Raw genomic sequence first — 23576 nt, 5'->3', positions numbered from 1 at the left:
ATTCGGTTAGTCTTGTTTGCGAAAGTCTTCTGGTTTGAGACTGTACTTGGCCAGCTTGTCATAGAATGTCTTGCGCGGAATTTTGAGCGCTTCGGCCGCCAAACGCGCCTGCCCGCCAGCCTTTCCCAACGCCTCTACCAAAAAGGACCGCTCAACCTGTGCCAAACGCTCGGTCAAACCAAGTTCACCCTGATCGCTCAAACCTTCGGAGCCGAGCCCAAGAACCAAACGCATCGCCTCTGACATCAGGGCACGGGCATTACCAGGCCAGTCACGGGCCACCAAATCCGCCAAAAGTTCATCGGGAATATCCGGCATCGCCTGCCCGGCCTGTTCTGCCGCCTGAACCACATAATGACGGAAAATCACCGGTATATCCTCGGGCCGCTCGCTCAGCGCCGGGATGCGCAGGGTCATAATATCCAGGCGATAAAACAGGTCTGAGGAAAACTGGCCCTGTTGGACACGTTTTGACAGGTCTTGGGTTGTGCCACCAATGAGCTTGGCCCCGCCGCGATCCATCAGATCCATCAGCGCCACTTGCGCATCCATGGTGAGAGCCCCGATTTCATCCAAAAACAGCGTGCCCGCGCTGCACAGGTCCCATAATTCGGCCAAATCCGACCGGTCCAAACCTGCAGCAGCCCGTTTTTCGAACGGTCCCTTAGCGCGCTGTGAGCCCAGATGCACAACTTCGGCAATCTTGGACACGCCAGACCCCGGTGCCCCTGAGACAAGCACGTCTGTTCCAGCCTGAGCAGCCGCCCGCGCCCTGATCCGCAACGCGTCTGCCTGAGGTGAAATACCAAAGATCAAACGCGCAGCCGGATCGCCGGTTTCGATCTGCACCTTGAGGCGGCGATTTTCGAGAACCATCTCGCGAACATGAAGTGCTCGTTCAACAACGGCCAGTAGATCTTTGGCAGAACACGGTTTTTCCAAAAAGCCAAAGGCCCCGAGTGACATTGCACGCACCGCCATTGGGATATCCCCCTCACCGGTCAGCAAGATGACAGGTAGGTCGCGGTCAAGCCGGCTCGAATGGTCGAGCAAATAGAAACCGTCGCGCCCCGGCATGCGAATATCCGAAACGATAATGCCTTCGAAATCAGCGGAAATATGATCCTTGGCTTCGAGAAACGACCCGGCGCTCAGCGCATGGATATCCGCCAATTCCAGGGTTTGTGACAAGGCCTCGCGCACCTCATGATCATCATCGACAAGCAATACTTTCATGCCCTGTCCTTTTTATATTTGGCGGTGTTTCCTGACAGGCTGAGTGGGATGGCGGGCGGGGCGACAGGCACAGCCTGAGCGGCGTCCCCATCGTCACGCCAATAATCCAGCTCAACTGTAAAGATCGCCCCTTCAGGCCCATTGGCCCCCCGAATTATCCCCCCAAAGCTTTGCACCAAACCATAAGAAATGGACAGGCCAAGCCCCATGCCTTCTCCGACTTCCTTGGTCGAGTAAAACGGTTCAAAAATACGCTCAGGGTCCGCAATACCAGGGCCACAATCCCGCACTGTTACAGAGAGTTGCGGGCCAGAATTAATGTTGATTTCAATGCGCTTTCGATCCTGCCCCGTCATGGCATCGGCGGCATTATTGATCAAATTCACAAAAACCTGACTGAGACGCACCTCGCCACCAAGCGCATAAATCGGCCCGCCGGTCGCCGTCGGCTCCCAGATCAAAGCTACATCATCATTGCGCAAATGCGCCTCGGTCAATTCAACGGCAGATTGGATCACCGCGACAAGATCGACCTTCCCCATCTTTTCACTTTCATTGCGTGAAAAGGCCCTAAGGTTGGTGATGATGCGCGCCGCCCGCGCCGCCAATCCTGAAATCCGCGCCAGATTTTCACCCGCTTTCTCTGGACGGCCACGCACCAGAAAGGCTTCGCCGTTTTCGGCGTATTGCTGAATCGCCATCAGCGGTTGGTTTAACTCATGGCTGATCCCGGCGGACATTTGCCCCAAAGCGCTCAGTTTACCGGCCTGAACCAACTCCGCTTGCGCTTTGCGAAGCGCCGCCTCTGCGTCCTCGCGCTCAACCACCTCTCGTCTGAGGGCAAAGTTGGCGTTTTCCAAGTCCGACGTCCGGGCTTTGACACGGCTTTCGAGGACCAGGTTTGCCTTGGCCAAAGCCCGCCTGCGCGTCCCCGCAAACAGCAAAAACGCCCCAAGCCCAAGACAAAGAGCGGCGACGACAGCGGCTTGAAGACCCGCCAATCGTTGCGCCGGCCCAATGTCGAGCAAAGCCTCGCCGGTCATTCCGATCACAGGCAACGGCTGTTTCAGATACATCGCTTTTTTCGGAACATAGGGGCTCAGGTTTTGGTGCCACATCTCAAACCCGTGCTCTTGGCGTCGATCCACTGACAGAACTTCACCTTTTGGATCAACAAATCCACCTAAAACGCTCTTCCAAAACAACAACTCGGATCGGCTTGTGACAAAAACCTCCCCAGATTCATTGCTGAAAAACACCGCCGGACGTGAGGCGCGCCATTCTTGTTCCAGCGTATCAATATCGACAGCCACCACCAAAACGCCGCGCACACGGCCATTTTCTGCAAAGCTGGGGGCAGCAAAATAATAGGCACGACGGTCAAACAGATCGCTCACCCCGTGCCCGGCCCCCAAGGCCCCATCTTTGGCGCGTTGGAAAAATGGACTGGTGACAAAACTTACCACGCCGCCATCATGGGACCCCGCCAAGACATCGCCCCTGTCATTGAGGTAATAAGCGGTCAAAGCCCCGGTCTTATCAACGGTTTCGAGCAGCAATTGAGTGGCGTCATCCTGAGACCCACCGGCGTGCAGCACCGCCAAAGCCGGATGATCCGAGAGCAAAACAGCCGTTGCACGATAGCGCAGCAACCCCGCGACCAACCGATCAGACGCCAGCGCCAAATCGGCCTCGCCGCGCGCCGCCAACTGGCCAAGCGCCTGGCTATACCCATAGCTCCACGCGCCCCACGACAGACCGGCCACACAGACCAGGTACAGCAATGCCGCCCAGCCGCGATTGATCGACATTTTTCTGATGCGGTGTTTTAACATCTCTATCCCCTGCCCCAACGCCACCCGTGCGTCACAGCGGAAGCGCTGTTGTCGCCTTGATCTCTTCCATCGACAAAAGCGCCGTCACGTTGTGGACTTTGACTTCGGAAATCAACGCTTGGTAAAATTCATCATAGGCGCGGGCGTTTTTGACCCGGACTTTGAGAATGTAATCAATATCACCGGCCAAACGGTGCGCCTCTTGGACTTCGGGGCGGGCCTGCAGCGCAGCGAGAAACTTTTGCTGCCAGTCGGCTTCATGTTCCGAGGTTCGGATCAAAACAAAAAAGGTCGCTTCAAACCCAAGCGCTTCAGCATCAAGCACAACGGTCTGCGCCCCGATCACCCCGGCCTCGCGCATTTTGCGGATACGATTCCAAACAGGCGTCTTAGAAGAGCCCACATCACGGGCGATTTCATCCAATGATTGCGAGGCATCACGCTGCAGCGCAACAAGGATTTTCCGGTCTGTATCGTCGATCTTCATGCATCGTTCCTGTTTTTCGCCAAAAGAGGAACCATGCTCCCCTTCGTTACACATCTTAGAACAGCATTCCTTATTTGCCCAGCGATCTGGCAACACCAAGGGAAAATTTCCTATATTGAGGGCAAGAAACAGTCATAGGTACATCCTGAGTCCATCATGCCCCTGAAACAGATCATATCAAACCTACGGCCCAAGCGCCCTGCCCGACCAGCCGGTGAGGTGCGTTTTGTTGGAGCCGGCCCAGGGGATGCCGACCTGCTCACGGTGAAGGCGCTGCGCGCCTTGCAAGAGGCCGATGTTGTCATTCATGACGGCTTGGTTCCAGCCCAGATTGTGCAGCTGGCCCAGAGCGCGCACAAGTTCATTCCTGTCGGCAAAAAGGGCTTTGGCCACCATACGCCGCAAAGCGACATCAACGCGCGGATCGTGGAAAATGCCCTTCGGGGTCACCGGGTTGTGCGCCTCAAGGGGGGTGATCCCACCGTTTTTGCCCGTCTCGACGAAGAGATCGAGGCGCTTGAAGAGCATGGGATCCGCTATGAGATCGTGCCGGGAATCACGGCGGCTTCGGCGTCTTTGGCGGCGATTGGTCAATCGCTGACCAAACGCGGGCGCAATGCCTCGGCCCGGATTTTGACAGGCCACGATATGAAAGGTTTTGCCGATCACGACTGGCGCGCTTTGGCGCAATCCGGTGAGGTGGCCGCCATTTATATGGGCAAACGCGCAGCGCGGTTCATTCAGGGCCGTTTGCTGATGCATGGGGCCGATCCGACCACGCCAGTGACCCTTGTTGAAAATGCAAGCCGCGCTGATCAGTCGATCTTGGCCACCAACCTTTTGAATTTGCCTGATGTTGTTGATCAGGCCAACCCATCTGGACCGGCGTTGATGCTGTGGGGCCTTGCCCCGCGTGACGCCGCCGCCCACCCCGTTTTACAGCAGGAGCTTGCCTGATATGGCCAAAGCCTTCACCCCCAAAGTTATCACCGCAAACGCCCTGTCTGAAGGGGATGTTGTGTATCTTGACGCCAATGATGTGTGGGTTCGCGACCTGTCGCAAGCCGAGCTGATCACCGATGAAGCCATCGCCGAAGCGCGTTTGGTCGAGGCCAGCACCCAACATGACATCGTCGTTGGTGTTTATCTGGCCGATATGAAAGCCGGGGTAAACGGCCCCGAACCGGTTCATTTTCGCGAAGAATTCCGCCGCCGCGGTCCATCCAACTACTTCCACGGCAAACAAGCCAGCCTCTAAGCCAACTCTGTAGGAGATTTGCCATGTATAGCTATTCCGATTTTGACGCGGCTTTTGTTGCGCAGCGTAACCGCCAGTTTCGTGACCAAGTCTCGCGCCGCCTGTCTGGGGCGCTGACCGAGGATGAATTCAAACCGCTGCGTCTGATGAACGGCGTTTACCTGCAATTGCACGCCTATATGCTGCGCGTGGCCATTCCTTATGGCACGCTCAACAGCCGCCAGATGCACAAGCTGGCGGATATTGCCGATCGTTGGGATCAGGGGTACGGCCACTTCACCACGCGGCAAAACATTCAGTATAACTGGCCTAAACTGGCGGATATTCCTGAAATGCTGGAGGCGCTGGCCGAGGTTGAGATGCATGCCATCCAAACATCGGGCAATACCATTCGCAACGTAACGGCGGATCATTTCGCCGGGGCCGCGGCCGATGAGATCGCCGATCCGCGCCCGGTTGCGGAATTGCTGCGTCAGTGGTCGACAGATCACCCCGAGTTTCAGTTCATGCCTCGCAAGTTCAAGATTGCCGTCACCGGTTCGCCAAATGACCGCGCGGTCACCAAGGCGCATGACCTTGCCTATCGCATGGTGCGCAACGAGGCCGGTGAACCCGGTTATGAGGTGATCGTGGGTGGCGGTTTGGGCCGCACGCCCATGGTTGGCAAAGTGCTGCGTGATTTCCTGCCCCAAGAAGACCTGCTGGCCTATTCCGAAGCGGTCGTGTCGGTTTGGAACATGCTTGGTCGTCGTGACAACAAGTACAAAGCCCGGATCAAGATCACTGTGCACGAGCACGGTATCGAAGAAATTCAGCGCCTGACGGAAGCGCGGTTTGAGGAAATCAAGCCTCTCTATACAGGGGCCGACCAAGCACAGTTAAAGGCCATTGAAGCACAGTTTGCGGCCCCAGAGTTCGCAAACCGCCCTCTTTCAGCCTTTGAGCGCGCCTATAACGCCGATCCGGTTTTCCGCAGCTGGGCCGATACCAACCTGTCTGAACACAAGGCACCGGGATATGCCATCGCGCAAATCTCGATCAAGAAACATGGCCAGACACCGGGCGATGCCACCAGCGAACAGATGCGGGTCATGGCGGATATTGCCGCCGAATTTGGCCATGATGAGCTGCGCATCAGCCATGAGCAAAACGTTGTTCTGCCCCATGTTCACAAAGACGATCTCCCCGAGATTCACGCGCGCCTGAAATCGCACGACCTGGCCACCGCGAATATCGGCAAGATCAGCGATATCATCGCCTGCCCCGGCATGGATTACTGTGCGCTGGCCACGGCGCGCTCGATCCCAGTCGCCCAGCAGATTGCCACCCGTTTTGACGAGCTGAAGCTGGAAAACGACATTGGTGATCTCAAGATCAAGATCTCGGGCTGTATCAATGCCTGCGGTCACCACCATGTGGCCCATATCGGCATCCTTGGTTTGGATCGCGGTGGCGTTGAAACCTACCAGATCACTCTGGGGGGCGATCATACAGAAAACGCCGAGATTGGCACACGGACCGGCCCCGGCTTTGGCTATGATGAGATCGTTCCGGCCATCGAACGCCTGATCGCGGCCTATATGGAGCAGCGTCTGAGCGAGGAAGAAACCTTCCTTGAAACCTATCGCCGCATCGGCATGCCGCCTTTCAAAGAGGCGCTGTATGGCGACGTCGTGAACAAACGGTCCAAGGCAGCCTGATCCCATGACAAACACATCCGCCGGTTTTCCCGGCCGCAACACTGGGGCTGTCCCCGATCATCTTGCGCTTAAGAATCGCGTAGAGGCCCTGAACACACGCTATCGCCATCACTCCGCGACGGCTGTTCTTGAGGGTGCTCTGCGCGACCCTGAGGCGGGACGCATTGCCATGGTGTCCAGCTTTGGGGCCGAGAGCGTGGCGTTGCTTCACCTGGTGGCGATGGTTGATCGCAAGACCCCGGTTTTGTTCATCGACACCCAGCTTTTGTTTGCGGAAACGCTTGTTTATCAACAGGAATTGGCCGAACGGCTGCGCCTTGAGAACTTGCAAATCATCCGCGCCGATGACGAAACGCTGGCCAAGCGCGACCCCTATGGCGGGCTACGGTTTGGGGATCGGGATGCCTGCTGTAACTTGCGCAAGACCGAACCATTGGAGCGCGCGTTGAACGGGTATGATGGCTGGATCACTGGCCGCAAACGCTACCAAAGTGCCAGCCGCGCCAATCTGGAGTTCTTTGAGCTCGAAGAGGAAACCGGCCGGATCAAGGTTAACCCGCTGGCCCATTGGGGCCCGACAGATGTGCGCGACTATATGGATGCCAACCGCCTGCCCAAACATCCGCTGGTGGCCAAAGGCTATCCCAGCATCGGTTGCGCCCCCTGCACCAGCAAAGTGGCTCCGGGCGAAGACCCCCGCGCCGGACGCTGGCGCGGCGAAGAGAAAGAAGAGTGCGGCATTCATTTTGTGAATGGCCGCGCAGTACGCCCAGGCCAAAACAGTGACCAACAGACGGGCGACACGAAACAAGGAGAAACGGCATGAGCGTGATCGTGACCGATAGCGGCTTTGCTGCTGATGACTGGACATTGGGGTTTGGCAGCGACATCGCGCTAGACCTGGCCTCGGACGTGGATCCGAGCACTGTGGCCTTTGATGATGCGCAGATCATTCGCGTCGATTTCCCAAGCTTTGCGGATGGGCGCGGGTTCACCATTGCGCGTTTGTTGCGCTTGCGTGGCTATAACGGGCGGTTGCGCGCCAAGGGCCATGTGATCAACGAACAATACGCGATGGCGCGGCGCAGCGGCTTTGATGAGGTTGAGATCGACAGTGATCTTGCGGCCCGTCAACCCGAAGACCACTGGACATCACGCGCCAATTGGCAAGAGCACAATTATCAGGCGCGCATGCGCGGGTAACCCCAAACTCTTGCAACATTTGCACCGTTATGGACCGCCGGCAGTTAAATAGAACTGGCGGCGGCTTTCACCTGACATAAATCAAAGCTAAATCTGAGTTACCGGTTTTATAAACCGGCAAAGGAATCATGACAGAGATGACCGCAGTGACAGACGCCCCCGTCAAAGAAGCCAAAAAGCCGGCAATGCCGGATGCGCAGACCGTAACCGAAGTGAAACACTATACGGACCGTTTGTTTTCGTTCCGCTGCACCCGCCCCGCATCCATGCGATTCCGGTCGGGCGAATTTGTGATGATCGGCCTGATGGCGATGAACGAAAAGACCGGCAAGGAAAAGCCATTGCTGCGCGCCTATTCCATTGCCTCGCCAAGTTGGGATGAAGAGCTGGAATTCTATTCGATCAAGGTGCAGGACGGCCCTTTGACATCACGCCTGCAGCATATCAAAGTCGGCGACGAGATCATTTTGCGCCCCAAACCGGTTGGAACTTTGGTGCATGATGCGCTTTTGCCGGGCAAACGGATTTGGTTTTTCGCCACTGGCACCGGGTTTGCGCCTTTTGCGTCACTGCTGCGCGAACCCCAGACCTATGAGGATTATGATGAGATCATTATCACTCATACCTGCCGTGAAGTGGGCGAGCTAACCTATGGTCGCGACCTGATCGAAGATCTGAAAACCGACGAATTGCTGAACGAAGTGATTGGCGACGGGTTCTGGAAAAAGATCAAATACTATCCAACGACCACCCGTGAAGAGAGCCCAAAGATGGGTCGTATAACTGATTTGATGCGCTCGGGCGAAGCGTTCAAGGATTTGGGTGTTGAGCCGTTGAACGCCGAATCAGATCGCGCAATGATCTGTGGAAACTTGGCGTTCAACTTGGAACTCAAGGAAATGTTTGAAGAATATGGCCTGGAAGAAGGTGCCAATTCGGACCCAAAACACTATGTGGTTGAAAAAGCGTTTCTCGATTAAAAATCACCAAACGGGCCAAAAATGGCCCGCTTAACCTGATATCCACTTTCTTCTGGCCTCCTTGCCGCAACGCAATTTGGAGGCCAGAATGGACACCACCCCCCGTAGATCAGACCCTGTCGCGACACCACCTGTTACCCCGGCTGTTAACCCGGTGTCGAACGCATTTTCGTCGATCAAAGCCAAGCGCATTCAGCTAGATCGTTTGATGGCGAGCTATGACATCCGCAATATTTCACCGCGCGACATCGACGCTTTTGTCGAAGAAATGCTCACTCACGGGCAGCCGCTGAATGCTGATTTGCTTATGCTGTCAAGCTTTGGGGAACGGTTCTTGGACCATTTGGCTGAAATCACCGGCATTGCTTACAATGCGTCGGTTCAGGTCAACATGCTGGATGTTGCCGCAGATCAACGTGGGGTTGCCCAACGCGCCGGAGACACGACCGAAAACTGGGATCAGTTTATCACCTTCCTGACCATGATCCGCGATCGCACTGAGGCGTTTTTGGGCGAAGATGCAAACGCTTCACATCAAAATCAGGAATAACGACAAAAGAAACAGGCCGCGAAGGTTCCCCTGCGGCCTGTTCTACTCTGTCAGTTTGTGCTCGGGTCAGAGACCCAAAGCGCCTTTGAGCTGGTCCAATGTCCCCTGGAGGGCGTCTGGATTGTTTTTGGCTTGTTCAAGCAACGCCTTAGCACCTGTTTTGGCAACCACGTTTAGATCGGTTCCATCAATGTATTCGGCCACTTTGTCGTAGTTGAAACCGTCCACTGTCAGTAGGTCTGTGATGCTTGTCTCATCAGCGGTTTCGGCAGCAGCTTCGGCTGTATCTGCGGCTGCGTCACCGGCCTCTTCGGCGGTTTCAGCGGCGGCTTCTACGGCTTCTTCTGCAGTGTCGGCTGGGGCTTCCGCTGTATCCTCAGCAACCTCTTCAGCAACCTCGCCGGCCTCTTCGGCGGTTTCAACAGCCGTCTCAGCGGTATCAGCGGCCGCGTCAGCAGCCTCTTCTGCCGTGTCCGCGGCGGCTTCCGCTGTGTCCTCAGCCACATCAGCAGCAGCATCACCGGCATCGTCAGCAGCTTCTACCGCTGTCTCAGCAGTGTCGGCCGCCGCATCACCCGCTGCATCCGCAGTGTCTGCGGCTGCGTCGACGGTGTCGACAGCTTTGTCGGCAACCGATTCAACAACATCTGAGGCTGTATCGGCCGCGTCTTCAGCAACGCCCGTGGCGGCATCAGCTGCGCTTTCTGCCGCTTCAGCAACGCCATCCTTGACCAAATTTGCCGCATCCGAAGCCGCATCGACAACTGCGTCACCCAGAACACCAGTGCCTTCAACAGCATCGGCAACCGCGTCAACAGCCGCATCCGCAGCACTATCCGCTGCATCCTTAACAGTTTCAGCCACCTCTTCGGCGGTCTCTTCTACTGCTTCAACGGCCTCTTCAGCCGCATCTGCGACGTCGGCAACTGCCTCATCAACCTTATCCGCAACGGCATCGACGGCATCAGCAACGTCGTCTTTGGTCTCTTCGACTGCCTCTGCAACATCCTCGGCGACATCCGCAGCGTCTTCCGCTGTCTCTTCAACGACATCCTTGGCCGTTTCTTCAACCGAAGCTGCTGCCTCTTTGGCCGCATCCTTTGCCGATTGGTTCGAATACCAAAAATACCCACCACCTGCGACGATCGCCGCAATAACAACTAGGATCAACTTTTTCATGTCGAACTCCTTGTAAATACCTGACACCAAGCGCAAGCGACTCTCCCGCGCGCTTTCAGATAGGGGTTTGACGCCGCTTTTCAGGCACCGCAAGGGGGAAAGGCGTGCAAACTAACGCAACCAAGGCGATTTGCCGCTTGAATCACACTCGCGTCAAGTTTACGTTGCCGCCTTGATTGAGACAACAAATCGGAGCAAACCCATAGCCCGCCGACCGCATAACGCGCCTCCACAGCGCGACACTGGCCCCCGTGTGAATGACCGCATTCGCGCCAATGAAATCCGCCTGATCGGCGCTGAAGGTGAAAACGTAGGTGTTGTGACACCTGCGCGCGCCATGGATATGGCTGACCAAGCCGGTCTGGACCTCGTCGAAATCTCGCCCAACGCCAATCCACCGGTCTGTAAGATCATGGATTACGGTAAGTTCAAATACGAACAGCAAAAGCGTGAATCCGAGGCTCGCAAAAAGCAAAAGACTATTGAAGTCAAAGAGGTAAAGTTCCGCCCGGGAACTGATACTCATGACTACGAAGTCAAAATGCGTAACGTCTATAAGTTCCTGGAAGGCGGAGACAAAGTCAAAGTGACCTTGCGCTTCCGCGGCCGTGAAATGGCGCACCAACAGCTGGGCCGGGAATTGCTTGAGCGCGTGGCGCAAGACGTCAAAGAATTGGGCAAGATCGAAAACATGCCCAAAATGGAAGGCCGCCAAATGGTCATGATGATCGGGCCGCTGCCGAAATAATTGGTTTCGCCCGTCAAAAAGTAACCCGCCGATTCTTCGGCGGGTTTTTCTATGGGTTCATGGGATCGTCTGGGCGCGACAATCGTAAATAAGCGTGCGCAGCACATAATGTGACAGCGCTCATGCGTCGCGCAAACGCCCGCGTTGCGGAATTTCCTTAAGCAATCCGCCGACCCCCATACCGGCGATATCGCGCGGCGTCACAGGCACAGCGCATAAGAGCCGCTCAAGCACCCAATCGGCACCATTCATCGCCGGCGATTTCGCACAGCCCGGAAGGCCGATCACCGGCCGGCCCCGCAAATGGCCGAAAAACAACAGGTTCCCCGGATCAACCGGCATGCCAAAATGTGTCACCTCACCGCCCGCTTGGCGCAAGGCTTCGGGCGCAACATCCTGCGCATCCGACGTCGCTGAGCCGGTCAAAATGAGCAATATATCTGCGTCGGATTGAAGCAAAGCTTCGCTCAGCGGAGTGATGTCATGGGCCACGACATGCGACGGGGCAAGTGCGACGCTCATTCGGTCAAGCCGTTCTGCGGTGACTTTATGGCCTTTTTCACCGGTGTCGCCATCGCCAACAGACGTCTGGATCAACGCCGCGGATTTGCATGCCACCCGCCGCAATCTGAGCGCCGATTGCCCGGCAAGGCACGCCGCCTCAAGGGCCGCTTGGGGAACCGCATAGGAAATAATCTTAACCGTTGCGACCATATTGCGGGGGGCCGTGCGTTGCCATTCGGGGACCGTCGCGACGGTTATCATCGGGTGCAGCGCGTTAAGCGCATGGATCCTGTCCGATAAAACTTCAACGACGCCAACATCTTTGGCATAGATATTGACCCGCCCAGTCGACGCTTTGCCAAGTCGAAGCCCAGCCCGTTCCGCGTCAGGGACAAGAGACTGCGCCAATTGCTCAGCGGCGGCATCTTCACCAATGTCGCCGGGTTCCAATTGCGCCACAACAACGTCCGTGATGCCATGGGCTGCCAGCTCTTCCAAATCAGCCTTGTCAAGTTGACGTCCTTTGCGCAATCGGCCACCGGAATAGGTGATCGAATGGGCCAGTACCGCCCCATTGGCTTGCGCTATCGCAACAGACCCAAATTTCATGCGCCTTTCCTTAGCACGCCAACCATTTGGGATAGGATAGAGACCGCAATCTCTGCCGGTCCCGATGCTCCAAGATCAAGGCCAATCGGCCCATGAATTCGGGCAATTTCGTCAGCGCTAAAACCGGCCTGTTCCAGACGTTCAACGCGTTTGGCGTGGGTCCGCGTTGAGCCCAATGCCCCGATGTAAAAACACCCCGAGCGCAGAGCCTGCATCAGGGCTGGATCGTCCAATTTCGGGTCGTGTGTCAGCAGAACCAAGGCGGTGCGGCCATCCAGGCCAAGCTCTTGAACAGCCTCGTCAGGCCAATCATGCAAGATCGTCTCGCCGGGAAAACGCGCATCTGATCCAAAGGTTTCGCGCGGATCAATGATAACCGGATCATATCCGGCAATGCGCGCCATGGGCAGCAAGGCCTGGGTTATATGCACCGCCCCGACCACGATCAAACGCAAAGGTGGATTGTGAATGGCCACAAATACCCGGCTTTCAGGTTCGAACCCAGAGCGATCCATGCGGAAACGGTCTTTGTGGCCGGTGCCATCTACACGCCGTGTTCCGCTATCGAGATCAACCACATAGGCGACGGCCCGACGTTCAGCCCGCGCCGCCACCAATTGCGCCAGCATCTCTTGGGGGAGCACTGTTCCGACCGGTTCCAGCAACACGCGGATTGTGCCTCCGCAGGCCAAACCGACCGCAAAGGCATCCCCGTCTGACACGCCAAATTCGAGTTCGCGTGCCTCGCCGACCTCTAGGGCCTCCATGGCTTCCGCGATCACCGCACCCTCAACACAGCCGCCAGAGACCGAGCCTTCGATTTGGCCATTGCCAGATACCGCGAGTTGCGCGCCAACCCGACGCGGAGCAGAGCCCCATGTCTCGATCACGGTGGCCAAAACAGCGCCTGTCCCGGCCTTGTGCCATGCCAATGCCTGCTCAGGTATTTTGTCAAATCGATCCATCGCCCACTCCTCCTCCCCCAAGGTTTATCACGGCGGCGACCAAAGTCGCCCCCTTCTAAAGTCTGCACTTGGCAGGATTTTTCAAGGGCACGGGCGGGGCCATGTCCTGCCCTGCGAATCCGGGGGAAGGACAGGTTGGGGGACGCGTCTGAAACTGGTGCGCGCAAGCGCGACCCTGTGCGCAAGTTTGGGCGCACAAGTTTGGTTAGCCAACCGTGACGTCGTGCTTATAAATCCAGTCAAATTGACCAAGCATCCGATCCGGAGCCAAACGACCAAGCGCACCAAGCCCCAAATGGGCCACGCCCCGCACCAGCGGATTGCGCAAATGGTATTTCCAAGCATTGCCATTGGCGGCCTCAACCACGCGTCGCACCCGACCCGCACGCCGTGTCTGGTAGGAGTGTAACCCTTCAGCAAAATCGGGCGCTTTGTGCAATGCATCCGCCAGAACCCAGGCATCTTCGATCGCCATAACGGCCCCCTGCGCCATAAACGGCAAAGTTGGGTGAGCCGCATCGCCCAACAACGCCACATTTTCCCCAAACCATTTGCGCGCAACATTATGGCGAAAGAGCCCCCAAACACCGGGCGCATCAACCGCGTGCAGCATTTCTGGCACCATACCACCAAAGCTCGAAAACGCTGCGCGCAGGCTGGCTGGATCGTCGGTATGGCTCCACCCTTCGGCCTGCCATTCGCGCCGCTCTTCTACCGCGACAATGTTAACGGCCTGACAATTGCGCAATGGGTAGCTGACCAAATGGCGGCCCGGCCCCATGTGAACACGTGCCTCAGGTGGGTGCCCCATAAGGTTCGGAACAACCGCACGCCATGCCACTTGGCCGGTGAAAAACGGGGCCTCAACGCCATTCAAAACCGGGCGGAGCACTGAATGCAGCCCATCTGCGCCAATGATCAGATCGTCATCAATGTGATCGCCATTGACCATGTCGACCCGCGGTTTAGGGCCGGGCACCACTGTATCAGCCTTTTGCAACAGCCGGATTTGGACCCCAGCCTGACGTGCCGTTTCCGCCAAAAGCTCAACCAAATCAGCGCGATGCACAAACCGATAGGTTTCGGTCTCGGGCAGCGATGTCAGATCAAGCCGCATCACTTCGCCACCACGTTTGTAGTCGCGCAATGACACCGCCTGCCCCGCAACTGTGATGGCGCGGAAAGCATCACCAAGCCCAAGTGCGTCCAGAACGCGAAACCCGTTCGGGCTTACTTGAATGCCTGCGCCAACTTCGCGGATGGCATCGGCCTGCTCCAAAACACGAACATTCGCCCCCCTGGAGCGCAGCGCCAATGCGGCCGTCAAACCACCAATGCCACCACCGATAATCGTGATGCCTGTGCCATCAAGCGCCATGTTCACTTCCTTTGAATAGCAAAACGCCGGAGCCAAAAAGCCCCGGCGCTCATGTCTGTCATCGCGATTGCGCGCCTTAAGCCCGCACAGACCACATCAGTCGTCGCGATGGACCTTTTCGCGCCGCTCGTGGCGTTCTTGGGCTTCGAGTGTCATGGTTGCGATCGGACGCGCATCCAGCCGTTTCAGGCTGATTGGCTCACCGGTTTTTTCGCAATACCCGTATTCACCCTCATCGATCCGGCGCAGGGCCGCGTCGATTTTGTTGACCAGTTTCCGCTGACGATCCCGCGTGCGCAGTTCGAGCGCACGGTCGGTTTCTTCGCTGGCGCGATCATTGACGTCGGGGATGTTACGCGTCCCCTCCTGCAAAGTTTCAATGGTATCGCGGCTGTCAGCCATCAGATCGGTCTTCCAAGCCAACAGCTTGCGGCGAAAATACTCGAGCTGCCGTTCATTCATGAAAGGTTCGTTATCAACCGGACGATAATCGTCGGGAAGGAAATTCTCAGGTTTCATGTTACCCCCGTTATCACCACCAATATCCGACATGTTTAGGTTCTCTCCAGAGTATTGGTGCCCCTTGGCGCAGCATCTACCGCATGGCCGCGGCGATGTCACTAGCGAAAGCGCCAATTCAGGACACGGAAAAAGAGAGTACAACAACTCCTCCTAAACTCCCGTAAACAAGTCACTTCCTTAAGCAGATTAACTTTTGCACTGCAAAAGTGACGAAACGGTGCGTCTTGCCAAGCGCGTTTGGGCTAGCTACCCCTAGCGCATTATATTCAGGAGAGTTCCATGCGCTTTCAAGGCACCGATTCCTATGTTGCAACCGATGATCTGACGATGGCAGTGAACGCTGCTGTGACGCTGGAGCGTCCGCTTTTGGTCAAGGGTGAACCAGGGACAGGTAAGACCGAGTTGGCGCGTCAGGTCGCCACGGCGCTTGGGGCCCCGATGATCGAATGGAACATCAAATCCACCACCAAGGCCCAACAGGGTCTTTATGAATATGACGCGGTCAGCCGGTTGCGCGACAGCCAGTTGGGCGATGAGCGCGTCAATGATGTAAAGAACTACATTCGCAAGGGCAAGCTCTGGCAAGCCTTTGATGCGAAAGAAAAAGTGGTGCTGTTGATTGATGAAATCGACAAGGCCGACATCGAATTCCCCAACGATTTGCTGCAAGAGCTCGATAAGATGGAATTCCATGTTTATGAGACCGGCGAAACAATCAAGGCCCAGAACAGGCCGATTGTGATCATCACATCAAACAATGAAAAGGAACTTCCCGACGCGTTTTTGCGGCGCTGTTTCTTTCACTATATCAAGTTCCCAGAGCAGGACACACTTCGCAAAATCGTAGAAGTCCATCACCCGGGACTCAAAGATGCACTGCTGACCACAGCGCTCACTCAGTTTTATGAGGTACGGGATCAGCCGGGGCTCAAGAAAAAGCCATCCACATCCGAAGTCTTGGATTGGCTCAAACTGCTTTTGGCCGAAGACCTGAGCGCAGAGGATCTCAAACGCGATGGGGCAAACGCCCTGCCCCGTTTGCATGGTGCCCTGTTAAAAAACGAGCAAGATGTGCATTTGTTTGAACGCCTTGCCTTTATGGCCCGACGCGAGCGTTAATCGCGTTTCAACCTGACGTAACATGGTGGTGGTGGCGACGGTGGCAAAGATGTCGGCGGCGGTTTTTGCACCTACGGCCACCAACTGGACGCGCGTTAAGATTGCTTAACAAAGTTTAAACACTTTTGCGCCCAATCGGCGGCTTTGCCCATACGTCACCCTATGCAAAAGCCGCATTACCGCCCCGTTTGACTGGCCAAAAACCGCCTGAAGATCGGGGCAATGTTGCATCCTTGCACCTCGCAAACACCTACATTTTATACAAATTCTTCATAATCCCGGTCGCGGGAAAATTTTTTGGGCAAGGCCCATCTCTGCTCTGTGCAGAAACCGTGTTTTTGCCCTATAGTCTCCCTACAGAGGACAGAAAAACACCGGATGTCTTGAACATCTGAGTAAACAATGAGCAGGCAGGCTTCAAATAGTGTCCCAACTAAAGGCTAAGACCGAGCGCGCTTTGCGTGCCGAGGGCGGTCCAGTGCAAAATGATGTGCAGAAAGGCGTTGCGTCTTTCTATGGTATCCTTTTGCCATATGTGATCTTTACCTCGCCCCGAGCGTGCCTTTTGGGCAGCCGTTTTGCATCCGCATCTCTCATCACGTTGTCTCAGGACTTCAATGTCACCGCCCGCGGCCTCTTGGCCCGATTGGCGTTGTCACACCGTTCCTCAAAGTTCAGAGGCTGTGATGCGTAGAACCCGTCGTCTTCTTCTTCCCCTTTATCTGATGCTTGGTGCTTGTATGCCGGTATCGCAATCAGATACGCCGACCCGCTCGGCCACCGCTGTGGACACTGGTCTGCCTCCTATGAAGGTCTTTTCCGTGCCGCGACCCGCCGCCCCCGTGGCGTCGAATTCCGATATGGCACGCGACTTTCTTGATCTGGCCTTCACATTGGAATCGGGTCGTACACTCAGTACGTTGACCCGTTTTGAAGGCCCGATCACCGTGGCTGTCGCCGGTGCGCCCCCTCCTTCGCTAGCCCCGGATCTGACCCGTCTGTTGCACCGTTTGCGCAATGAGGCCGGGCTCAATATCAACCTGACCAATTCGGCCCGCGCCAATATCACCATTCAAGCGGTGACCCGTGCCGATATCCGCAAATATCTGCCGCAAGCCGCGTGTTTTGTTGTGCCGAATGTCTCGACATTGCAGGAATACAAAGCCAATCGCCGCACCCGCAAGACCAGCTGGTCACAGCTCACCAAACGCGAAAAGCTGGCGATCTTTATTCCCAACGATGCCAGCGCCCAAGAGGTTCGCGATTGCCTGCACGAAGAATTGGCACAGGCGCTTGGCCCGTTGAACGATCTCTATCGCCTGCCCGACAGCGTCTTTAACGACGACAACGTGCATACGGTTTTGACCGGTTTCGACATGACGATGCTGCGTGCCTATTACGATCCATCCCTGCGAAATGGTATGACCCGCAGTCAGGTCGCCGATCGTTTGCCAACGATTTTCGCCCGCATCAATCCGCAAGGTCAGGGCAAACCCGCACGCCGTTTGAACAAAACGCCGCGTGTATGGATCGACGCCGTGCAAACCGCGCTTGGCCCCGGAGCTAATCCCGCGCAACGCCGGGCCGCCGCAAGCGAAGCCTTGCAGGTTGCCAAGGCCATGGGCTGGTCCGATCACCGTCTGGCGTTTTCGCATTATGCCATGGGCCGTTTGTTACAAGCGGTTGATCCCGAGGCCGCGCAAGACCACTTTGTTCTGTCGCAACGCCATTTTGGCTCAGGGGCCGATACCGCTTTGCACCGGGCATACGTGGCGTCACAGCTGTCCGCTTATGCGATCAGCGCAGGCCGTGGCAATGATGCCTTGTACCTTTTGACACCGCATCTCGACACCGCAATGCGCCATGAAAACGCTGCCCTCTTGGCAACGCTGATGATGCTGCGCGCCGAAGCGCTTGAAATGACCGGGCGCACCACCGAGGGCCGCCAAGTCCGACTGGACTCGCTTGGCTGGGCGCGATACGGGTTCGGCTCAGATTGGGCTGTGCGTGCGAAGCTGCGCGAAATCGGCTCACTCAACCCCACGAGACGGAGAATGGGCGGGTTATGATAGTCATCTTAGGCGCATTGATCGGGGCTCTTATCGGCGGATTCACCGCCAAACGTCGCAACGGCGACAAGGCTGATATTGCTCAATACGCCATTGGATATGCGATTGCCTTTGCCCTCGTTGGTGTGATTGCCACGATCACGATCGAAAAACTTCTGGCCTAAACCGGCCGGGTTGCAAATGCGCCTCGGAGACATCCGGTGCGTTTTTTTGTGCTGTTTTGTGAACTGATCCAGGAACGCAACGGCGTGTATTGCGGGGCGCTGCGCACAGGCCTAATGTCGCGCACATGTTTGTACCTTTCTTTGAAAATCTACGCCAAGCCGGTGTGCCGGTTTCCTTGCGTGAATACCTGGCTTTTCTCGATGGCATGGTCGCTGGACTGGCCACCTATGACGTTGAAAGCTTTTACTTTCTCGGACGTAGCGCCATGGTCAAGGATGAGCGTCATCTTGATCGCTATGACCGCGCCTTTTCAGCCAGTTTCAAGGGCTTGGAAAACATCACGCCACAACAGGTTCTGGATGCGGTCGATCTCCCCGCTGATTGGCTTGCTAAAATGGCAGAAAAGCATCTGAGCGCTGAGGAAAAGGCCGAAATCGAAGCGCTTGGTGGTTTTGACAAGCTGATGGAGACGCTCAAAGAGCGGCTCAAGGAACAGCAAGGGCGCCATCAAGGTGGCAACAAATGGATCGGGACCGCCGGAACATCGCCCTTTGGGGCCTATGGCTATAACCCCGAAGGGGTGCGCATTGGCCAGAACGAATCCCGCCATCAACGCGCGGTGAAGGTCTGGGACAAACGCGAGTTCAAGAATCTTGACGACTCGGTCGAGCTGGGGACGCGCAACATCAAGGTCGCGCTGAAACGGCTGCGGCGCTGGGTGCGCTCGGGCGCACATGACGAGCTGGATCTTGATGGCACCATTCAGGCGACCGCCGAACACGGATATCTCGATGTTCAAACCCGTCCTGAGCGCCGCAATGCCGTAAAGGTTTTGCTGTTTCTGGATGCGGGCGGGTCAATGGACCCCTACGTGAAAATCGTAGAAGAGCTGTTCTCGGCGGCCCGTGTCGAATTCAAACATCTTGAGCATTTCTATTTCCACAACTGCGTCTACGAGGGCCTGTGGAGAGACAATCGTCGCCGCTGGGATGCTCAGACACCGACATGGGACGTGCTCAACACGTATGGCGCTGACTACAAATGCATTTTCGTCGGAGATGCGTCGATGTCGCCCTATGAAATCGCCTATCCGGGCGGGGCGAACGAGCATTGGAACCAAGAGGCGGGACAGGTGTGGCTTGAACGGATGCGGGCACAATGGGCCAATCATCTGTGGATCAACCCGGTGCCAGAAAAGCATTGGCAATACACGCAGTCGATCCAAATGATCCGCGAGATTTTCGAGGATCGCATGGTGCCGATGACGCTGGATGGCATTGATCGCGGCATGCGCACGCTTGGTCGTTAATCGCGACGCATCGAGTGCTAAAAGGGTAGGAATTGCGGGGCCAGCCCCCGCACCGCAACCACAAGCAAAGCGTCAAAGACGGTTGGTAACTGCTTGTTTATGTGGGGGAATGGTGGGTGATGAGAGGCTCGAACTCCCGACATCTTCGGTGTAAACGAAGCGCTCTACCAACTGAGCTAATCACCCGTGAGGCGTTGTTTAGCCAAGGCGACAGACCGGCGCAAGAGGCAAAATGCAATTTTTTGCAGGCTTTTTGCAGAAACTTTCACAGGGTCGATTTCAACGAGATTTGCAGCCCCCGACATGCAAAAACGCGCCCCGTTCAGAGCGCGTTTTTGATACCAAATTTTGTCCAAGGACGAAAAGCAGGCGAGTTGCTTAACGGACGGCTAAGCAAGCAATCCCCTGCCCGGTCTTGTTACTCGGCGGCCTGCGCAAGAGGATCAAGATCAATTACATCATTGGTCTCGGGCTGACGAATCCGGGCAATAATCACCTGCCCATTCACACCTTTTTTGATGCGATTCACTTTGATCTTCCCCATCGGGCGCATGTTAATTTCACGGGCTTCGGCAAGGGCCTCACCCAATATCGCCAACGCGGCTTCGATCGCCGGTTTTGCGTCACGCTTTTTTATACCGCTGCGTTCAACTGCCAGTTCGATCAGTTCTTTTTTCTTCAGCTCATCGCGTGGCGATACGGGCTGCTCTTCAAACTGAACCTTGTTTTCAGCTTCCGGTGCCATGGGGGTCTGATCTTTTGGTTCGGTTTTTGCTTTGGACGCCGTTGTCGAACGGGTCGTCTTCCGGGTCGTAATTGCCATTTTATCTGTCTCTGCTCTTGATTTGCGTTCATTTTACGCGTTGGAGCTCATGCTCTCTGACTGAATCCTATCGTAAAAAGGCGTTTGTGACCAGCAGTTGCTTGACTCGGCCGGGAAAATCCGTGCAACGTGCTTCGGATTTTCGTTTCGATTGAGGACATACGATGAAAAATCTAGCTGCCGCTGCATTCTTTGTGATTTCCGCGTCCACAGCCCAGGCTGGCGCGATGAGCGATCCTATCGTGGAACCCGTTGTTCCACCGGTTATGATCGCGGATGACGCTGCAGCAAGCAGCGCGCCCTCGGCGGCCTTGGTTATGACTTTGACAACATTGATTGTCTTTGGCGCAGCACTCGGCCAGTAAGCCCATGTCGGCTTAAAAAAGGCCCCGAAGATCTCTCTTCGGGGCCTTTTTTGTTTGGTTTTGTCGCGATTAGTGCGCGATTGCACCCGACACGCTGTCTTGGGATTTAAGGGCCGCTGCCTTGGCTTCTTCTGCCGCCTCATCCCATTCAATCGGTTCAGGCTTGGCGGTCAATGCTTGGTCAAGAACTTCCGACACGTGTTTGACGGGGATGATCTCAAGGCCGTTTTTGACATTATCGGGCAGTTCGGCCAGGTCTTTTTCATTCTCTTGCGGAATGAAAACAGTGGTGATTCCGCCGCGCAACGCCGCCAAGAGTTTCTCTTTTAGGCCGCCAATGGGCATCGCATTCCCCCGAAGAGAGACTTCGCCGGTCATGGCGATATCGCTACGGACAGGAATGCCGGTCAAAACAGACACAATCGACGTCACCATTGCCAAACCGGCCGAAGGGCCATCCTTGGGCGTCGCCCCATCGGGCACGTGAACATGAATATCAAGCTTGTCGAACTTAGGCGGTTTCACACCAATCTCGGGCGAGATTGAACGCACGTAACTAGCCGCAGCTTCGATCGACTCTTTCATCACATCGCCAAGCTTACCGGTGGTCTTCATACGCCCCTTGCCGGGCAGTTTGAGCGCTTCGATATGCAAAAGATCGCCGCCAACCGAGGTATAGGCCAACCCGGTGACCACACCAACTTGGTTTTCCTCTTCAGCAAGGCCGTAGCGGTGTTTTTTAACACCAAGGAAATCATCAATGTTATCAGCGGTAACAGTGACTTTCTTTTCCTCTTTCTTAACGATCTTGGTCACGGCTTTACGGGCAAGTTTTGCAATCTCGCGCTCAAGGTTTCGCACCCCGGCTTCGCGGGTGTAATAACGCACAATCGCAGTCAACGCGCTGTCTTTGACCTCAAACTCACCCTTTTTCAAACCGTGGTTTTTGACCTGTTTGTCAAGCAAATGGCGCTTGGCAATCTCAATCTTCTCGTCCTCGGTGTAACCAGAGAGCGGGATGATCTCCATCCGATCAAGCAATGGTCCGGGCATGTTATAGCTGTTCGACGTGGTGACAAACATCACGTTCGACAGGTCATATTCAACCTCAAGATAATGATCGACAAATGTCGCGTTCTGTTCAGGATCGAGAACCTCAAGCATTGCAGAGGCAGGATCGCCTCGGAAATCCTGACCCATCTTGTCGATTTCGTCGAGCAAGATCAGAGGATTGGTGGTCTTTGCCTTTTTCAAGGCCTGAATGATTTTACCGGGCATAGACCCGATATAGGTCCGGCGATGGCCCCGAATTTCGGATTCGTCACGCACACCGCCGAGGCTGATGCGAATGAATTCACGCCCCGTGGCCTTGGCCATAGATTTTCCAAGCGATGTTTTACCAACACCGGGAGGGCCAACAAGGCACATGATTGGGCCTTTGAGCTTGGTCGAACGCGCCTGAACCGCGAGATATTCGACGATCCGCTCTTTGACCTTTTCAAGGGAATAGTGATCCTTATCAAGGACTTCTTGCGCACGGTTCAAGTCTTTCTTGACCCGGCTCTTTGAGCCCCAAGGGATCGATAGCATCCAGTCAAGATAGTTGCGCACAACCGTCGCCTCGGCCGACATGGGCGACATGTTTTTCAGCTTCTTGACCTCAGCGTCGGCCTTTTCCTTGGCCTCTTTGCTAAGCTTTGTTTCGGCAATTTTCTCTTCAAGTTCAGCAATTTCATTGCTGCCATCCTCGCCATCACCCAATTCCTTCTGAATGGCCTTCATTTGCTCATTCAGGTAGTATTCGCGCTGGGTCTTCTCCATCTGGGTTTTGACGCGGGTTTTGATCTTTTTCTCGACCTGCAGAACCGACATTTCACCCTGCATCAAGCCATAGACTTTCTCAAGCCGCTCCGAAATCGACAGGGTTTCAAGAAGCTCTTGTTTCTGCGGAACTTCAATGCCCAGATGCCCCGCAACAAGATCCGCCAATTGCGCCGGTTCGGTTGCTTCTCCGACAGCCGAGAGCGCCTCTTCTGGGATGTTCTTCTTGACCTTGGCGTAGCGCTCAAACTCTTCGGACACGGTGTGAACCAGCGCCTCAAGCGCAGCAGGGTCGCCGGGCATTTCGGTCAGATAGTCACAGCTGGCTTCAAAGAAGCTATCGTTTTCAAGGTATTCAGTGATGCGAACGCGCGTCTGGCCCTCGACCAACACCTTGACAGTGCCATCGGGCAGTTTGAGCAGTTGCAAGACATTGGCCAGAACGCCAGCCTTGTAAATGCCATCCGTATCGGGATCGTCTATTGCCGGATCAATCTGGCTGGCCAGCAAGATTTGCTTGTCATCATTCATGACCTCTTCGAGCGCGCGCACTGATTTTTCACGTCCGACAAAAAGCGGCACGATCATATGGGGGAACACGACAATGTCGCGCAGCGGCAGCACGGGGTAAGAGGGATTAAGATGCTGTTTCATGCTCGTTTCCTGTATTAGCAAGACGGAACTGGCCCCGCTCAGCGGCAGCGAATGTCCGTCTCCGGTCTCGGAAGCTTAATCTGGGGTTAATAGCGCG

The 23576-nt window shown here is 55.8% G+C and carries 23 protein-coding genes and 1 tRNA gene; 13 read left to right on the top strand and 11 right to left on the bottom strand.

All coding sequences use genetic code 11. The features are described from left to right. Positions 1-6 precede the first annotated feature (6 nt). From ACRBB0_RS07705 to ACRBB0_RS07695, 3 genes are read right to left on the bottom strand one after another with little or no spacing between them, the layout of a single operon-like run. On the bottom strand, positions 7-1236 hold the full coding sequence (locus ACRBB0_RS07705) for a sigma-54-dependent transcriptional regulator (RefSeq protein ID WP_431373825.1): 1230 nt from the start codon (positions 1234-1236) through the stop codon (positions 7-9). Then, complete coding sequence (locus ACRBB0_RS07700; protein WP_431373824.1) at positions 1233-3071, bottom strand: sensor histidine kinase; 1839 nt, start codon at positions 3069-3071, stop codon at positions 1233-1235. Before ACRBB0_RS07700 ends, ACRBB0_RS07705 begins: the two co-directional genes overlap by 4 nt. Before the next feature lie 31 nt (positions 3072-3102). Then, on the bottom strand, positions 3103-3558 hold the full coding sequence (locus ACRBB0_RS07695) for an Lrp/AsnC family transcriptional regulator (RefSeq protein ID WP_431373823.1): 456 nt from the start codon (positions 3556-3558) through the stop codon (positions 3103-3105). Positions 3559-3714: 156 nt separating this feature from the next. Between ACRBB0_RS07695 and cobA the strand changes: the two genes are divergently transcribed. The 7 genes from cobA (at position 3715) to ACRBB0_RS07660 (ending at position 9249) form a co-directional block, all read left to right on the top strand. Then, entirely contained in the window at positions 3715-4515 is an 801-nt protein-coding gene (cobA, locus tag ACRBB0_RS07690) for a uroporphyrinogen-III C-methyltransferase (RefSeq protein ID WP_431373822.1), read from the top strand. A 1-nt stretch (position 4516) separates the two neighbouring features. Continuing rightward, on the top strand, positions 4517-4816 hold the full coding sequence (locus ACRBB0_RS07685) for a DUF2849 domain-containing protein (RefSeq protein ID WP_431373821.1): 300 nt from the start codon (positions 4517-4519) through the stop codon (positions 4814-4816). 23 nt (positions 4817-4839) lie between these two features. Continuing rightward, positions 4840-6516, top strand: a complete 1677-nt coding sequence (locus ACRBB0_RS07680; RefSeq protein WP_431373820.1) for a nitrite/sulfite reductase — start codon at positions 4840-4842, stop codon at positions 6514-6516. Between the two features lie 4 nt (positions 6517-6520). After that, positions 6521-7342, top strand: coding sequence for a phosphoadenylyl-sulfate reductase (locus ACRBB0_RS07675; RefSeq protein WP_431373819.1), 822 nt, complete (start codon positions 6521-6523; stop codon positions 7340-7342). Next, entirely contained in the window at positions 7339-7719 is a 381-nt protein-coding gene (locus tag ACRBB0_RS07670) for a DUF934 domain-containing protein (RefSeq protein WP_431373818.1), read from the top strand. The genes ACRBB0_RS07675 and ACRBB0_RS07670 overlap by 4 nt, the downstream gene beginning before the upstream one ends. Positions 7720-7847: 128 nt before the next feature. Continuing rightward, positions 7848-8699: a ferredoxin--NADP reductase gene (locus tag ACRBB0_RS07665; protein WP_431373817.1), complete on the top strand. Its 852-nt coding sequence runs from the start codon at positions 7848-7850 to the stop codon at positions 8697-8699. 88 nt (positions 8700-8787) lie between these two features. Next, positions 8788-9249, top strand: a complete 462-nt coding sequence (locus tag ACRBB0_RS07660; RefSeq protein WP_431373816.1) for a hypothetical protein — start codon at positions 8788-8790, stop codon at positions 9247-9249. A gap of 66 nt (positions 9250-9315) precedes the next feature. Here ACRBB0_RS07660 and ACRBB0_RS07655 read toward each other — a convergent pair whose 3' ends face one another. Next, complete coding sequence (locus ACRBB0_RS07655; RefSeq protein ID WP_431373815.1) at positions 9316-10428, bottom strand: hypothetical protein; 1113 nt, start codon at positions 10426-10428, stop codon at positions 9316-9318. 172 nt (positions 10429-10600) lie between these two features. Between ACRBB0_RS07655 and infC the strand changes: the two genes are divergently transcribed. After that, complete coding sequence (infC, locus tag ACRBB0_RS07650; protein ID WP_431373814.1) at positions 10601-11176, top strand: translation initiation factor IF-3; 576 nt, start codon at positions 10601-10603, stop codon at positions 11174-11176. 120 nt (positions 11177-11296) lie between these two features. On the opposite strand, the gene ACRBB0_RS07645 is transcribed toward infC, so the two are convergent. From ACRBB0_RS07645 to dksA, 4 genes are all read right to left on the bottom strand, one after another. Next, the gene (locus ACRBB0_RS07645; protein ID WP_431373813.1) at positions 11297-12289 is read right to left on the bottom strand and encodes a molybdopterin-binding protein; all 993 of its coding nucleotides are present in this window, start codon (positions 12287-12289) and stop codon (positions 11297-11299) included. Beyond that, positions 12286-13254, bottom strand: coding sequence for an XdhC family protein (locus ACRBB0_RS07640; RefSeq protein ID WP_431373812.1), 969 nt, complete (start codon positions 13252-13254; stop codon positions 12286-12288). The genes ACRBB0_RS07645 and ACRBB0_RS07640 overlap by 4 nt, the downstream gene beginning before the upstream one ends. A 205-nt stretch (positions 13255-13459) precedes the next feature. Then, on the bottom strand, positions 13460-14632 hold the full coding sequence (locus ACRBB0_RS07635) for an FAD-dependent monooxygenase (RefSeq protein WP_431373811.1): 1173 nt from the start codon (positions 14630-14632) through the stop codon (positions 13460-13462). Positions 14633-14728: 96 nt separating this feature from the next. Next, complete coding sequence (gene dksA / locus ACRBB0_RS07630) at positions 14729-15151, bottom strand: RNA polymerase-binding protein DksA (protein WP_431373810.1); 423 nt, start codon at positions 15149-15151, stop codon at positions 14729-14731. 282 nt (positions 15152-15433) lie between these two features. Here dksA and ACRBB0_RS07625 point away from each other — a divergent pair, with 282 nt between their 5' ends. The 4 genes from ACRBB0_RS07625 (at position 15434) to ACRBB0_RS07610 (ending at position 19816) form a co-directional block, all read left to right on the top strand. Next, positions 15434-16273, top strand: a complete 840-nt coding sequence (locus ACRBB0_RS07625) for an AAA family ATPase (protein ID WP_431373809.1) — start codon at positions 15434-15436, stop codon at positions 16271-16273. 686 nt (positions 16274-16959) lie between these two features. Further along, positions 16960-18342: a DUF2927 domain-containing protein gene (locus ACRBB0_RS07620; protein ID WP_431373808.1), complete on the top strand. Its 1383-nt coding sequence runs from the start codon at positions 16960-16962 to the stop codon at positions 18340-18342. Further along, entirely contained in the window at positions 18339-18506 is a 168-nt protein-coding gene (locus ACRBB0_RS07615; protein ID WP_431373807.1) for an apolipoprotein acyltransferase, read from the top strand. Before ACRBB0_RS07620 ends, ACRBB0_RS07615 begins: the two co-directional genes overlap by 4 nt. Positions 18507-18631: 125 nt before the next feature. Next, on the top strand, positions 18632-19816 hold the full coding sequence (locus ACRBB0_RS07610) for a vWA domain-containing protein (protein WP_431373806.1): 1185 nt from the start codon (positions 18632-18634) through the stop codon (positions 19814-19816). Positions 19817-19926: 110 nt separating this feature from the next. Here ACRBB0_RS07610 and ACRBB0_RS07605 read toward each other — a convergent pair. Continuing rightward, positions 19927-20002: transfer RNA gene (locus ACRBB0_RS07605), tRNA-Val, on the bottom strand. A 232-nt stretch (positions 20003-20234) separates the two neighbouring features. Continuing rightward, positions 20235-20639 (bottom strand): HU family DNA-binding protein, encoded by a 405-nt coding sequence (locus tag ACRBB0_RS07600; RefSeq protein WP_431373805.1) that lies wholly within the window; start codon positions 20637-20639, stop codon positions 20235-20237. A gap of 164 nt (positions 20640-20803) precedes the next feature. Here ACRBB0_RS07600 and ACRBB0_RS07595 point away from each other — a divergent pair, with 164 nt between their 5' ends. Further along, complete coding sequence (locus tag ACRBB0_RS07595; RefSeq protein ID WP_431373804.1) at positions 20804-21004, top strand: hypothetical protein; 201 nt, start codon at positions 20804-20806, stop codon at positions 21002-21004. A 69-nt stretch (positions 21005-21073) separates the two neighbouring features. Here the strand turns inward: ACRBB0_RS07595 and lon are convergent, their stop codons facing one another. Then, positions 21074-23479, bottom strand: a complete 2406-nt coding sequence (lon, locus tag ACRBB0_RS07590; protein WP_431373803.1) for an endopeptidase La — start codon at positions 23477-23479, stop codon at positions 21074-21076. Positions 23480-23576: the final 97 nt, after the last annotated feature.

Origin of the sequence: Pelagimonas sp., assembly GCF_050633425.1 — a bacterium.
GTDB lineage: Bacteria > Pseudomonadota > Alphaproteobacteria > Rhodobacterales > Rhodobacteraceae > Pelagimonas.
The sequence above is the reverse complement of the archived record's forward strand: the minus strand, read 5'-3'. Positions and strand labels throughout refer to the sequence as shown.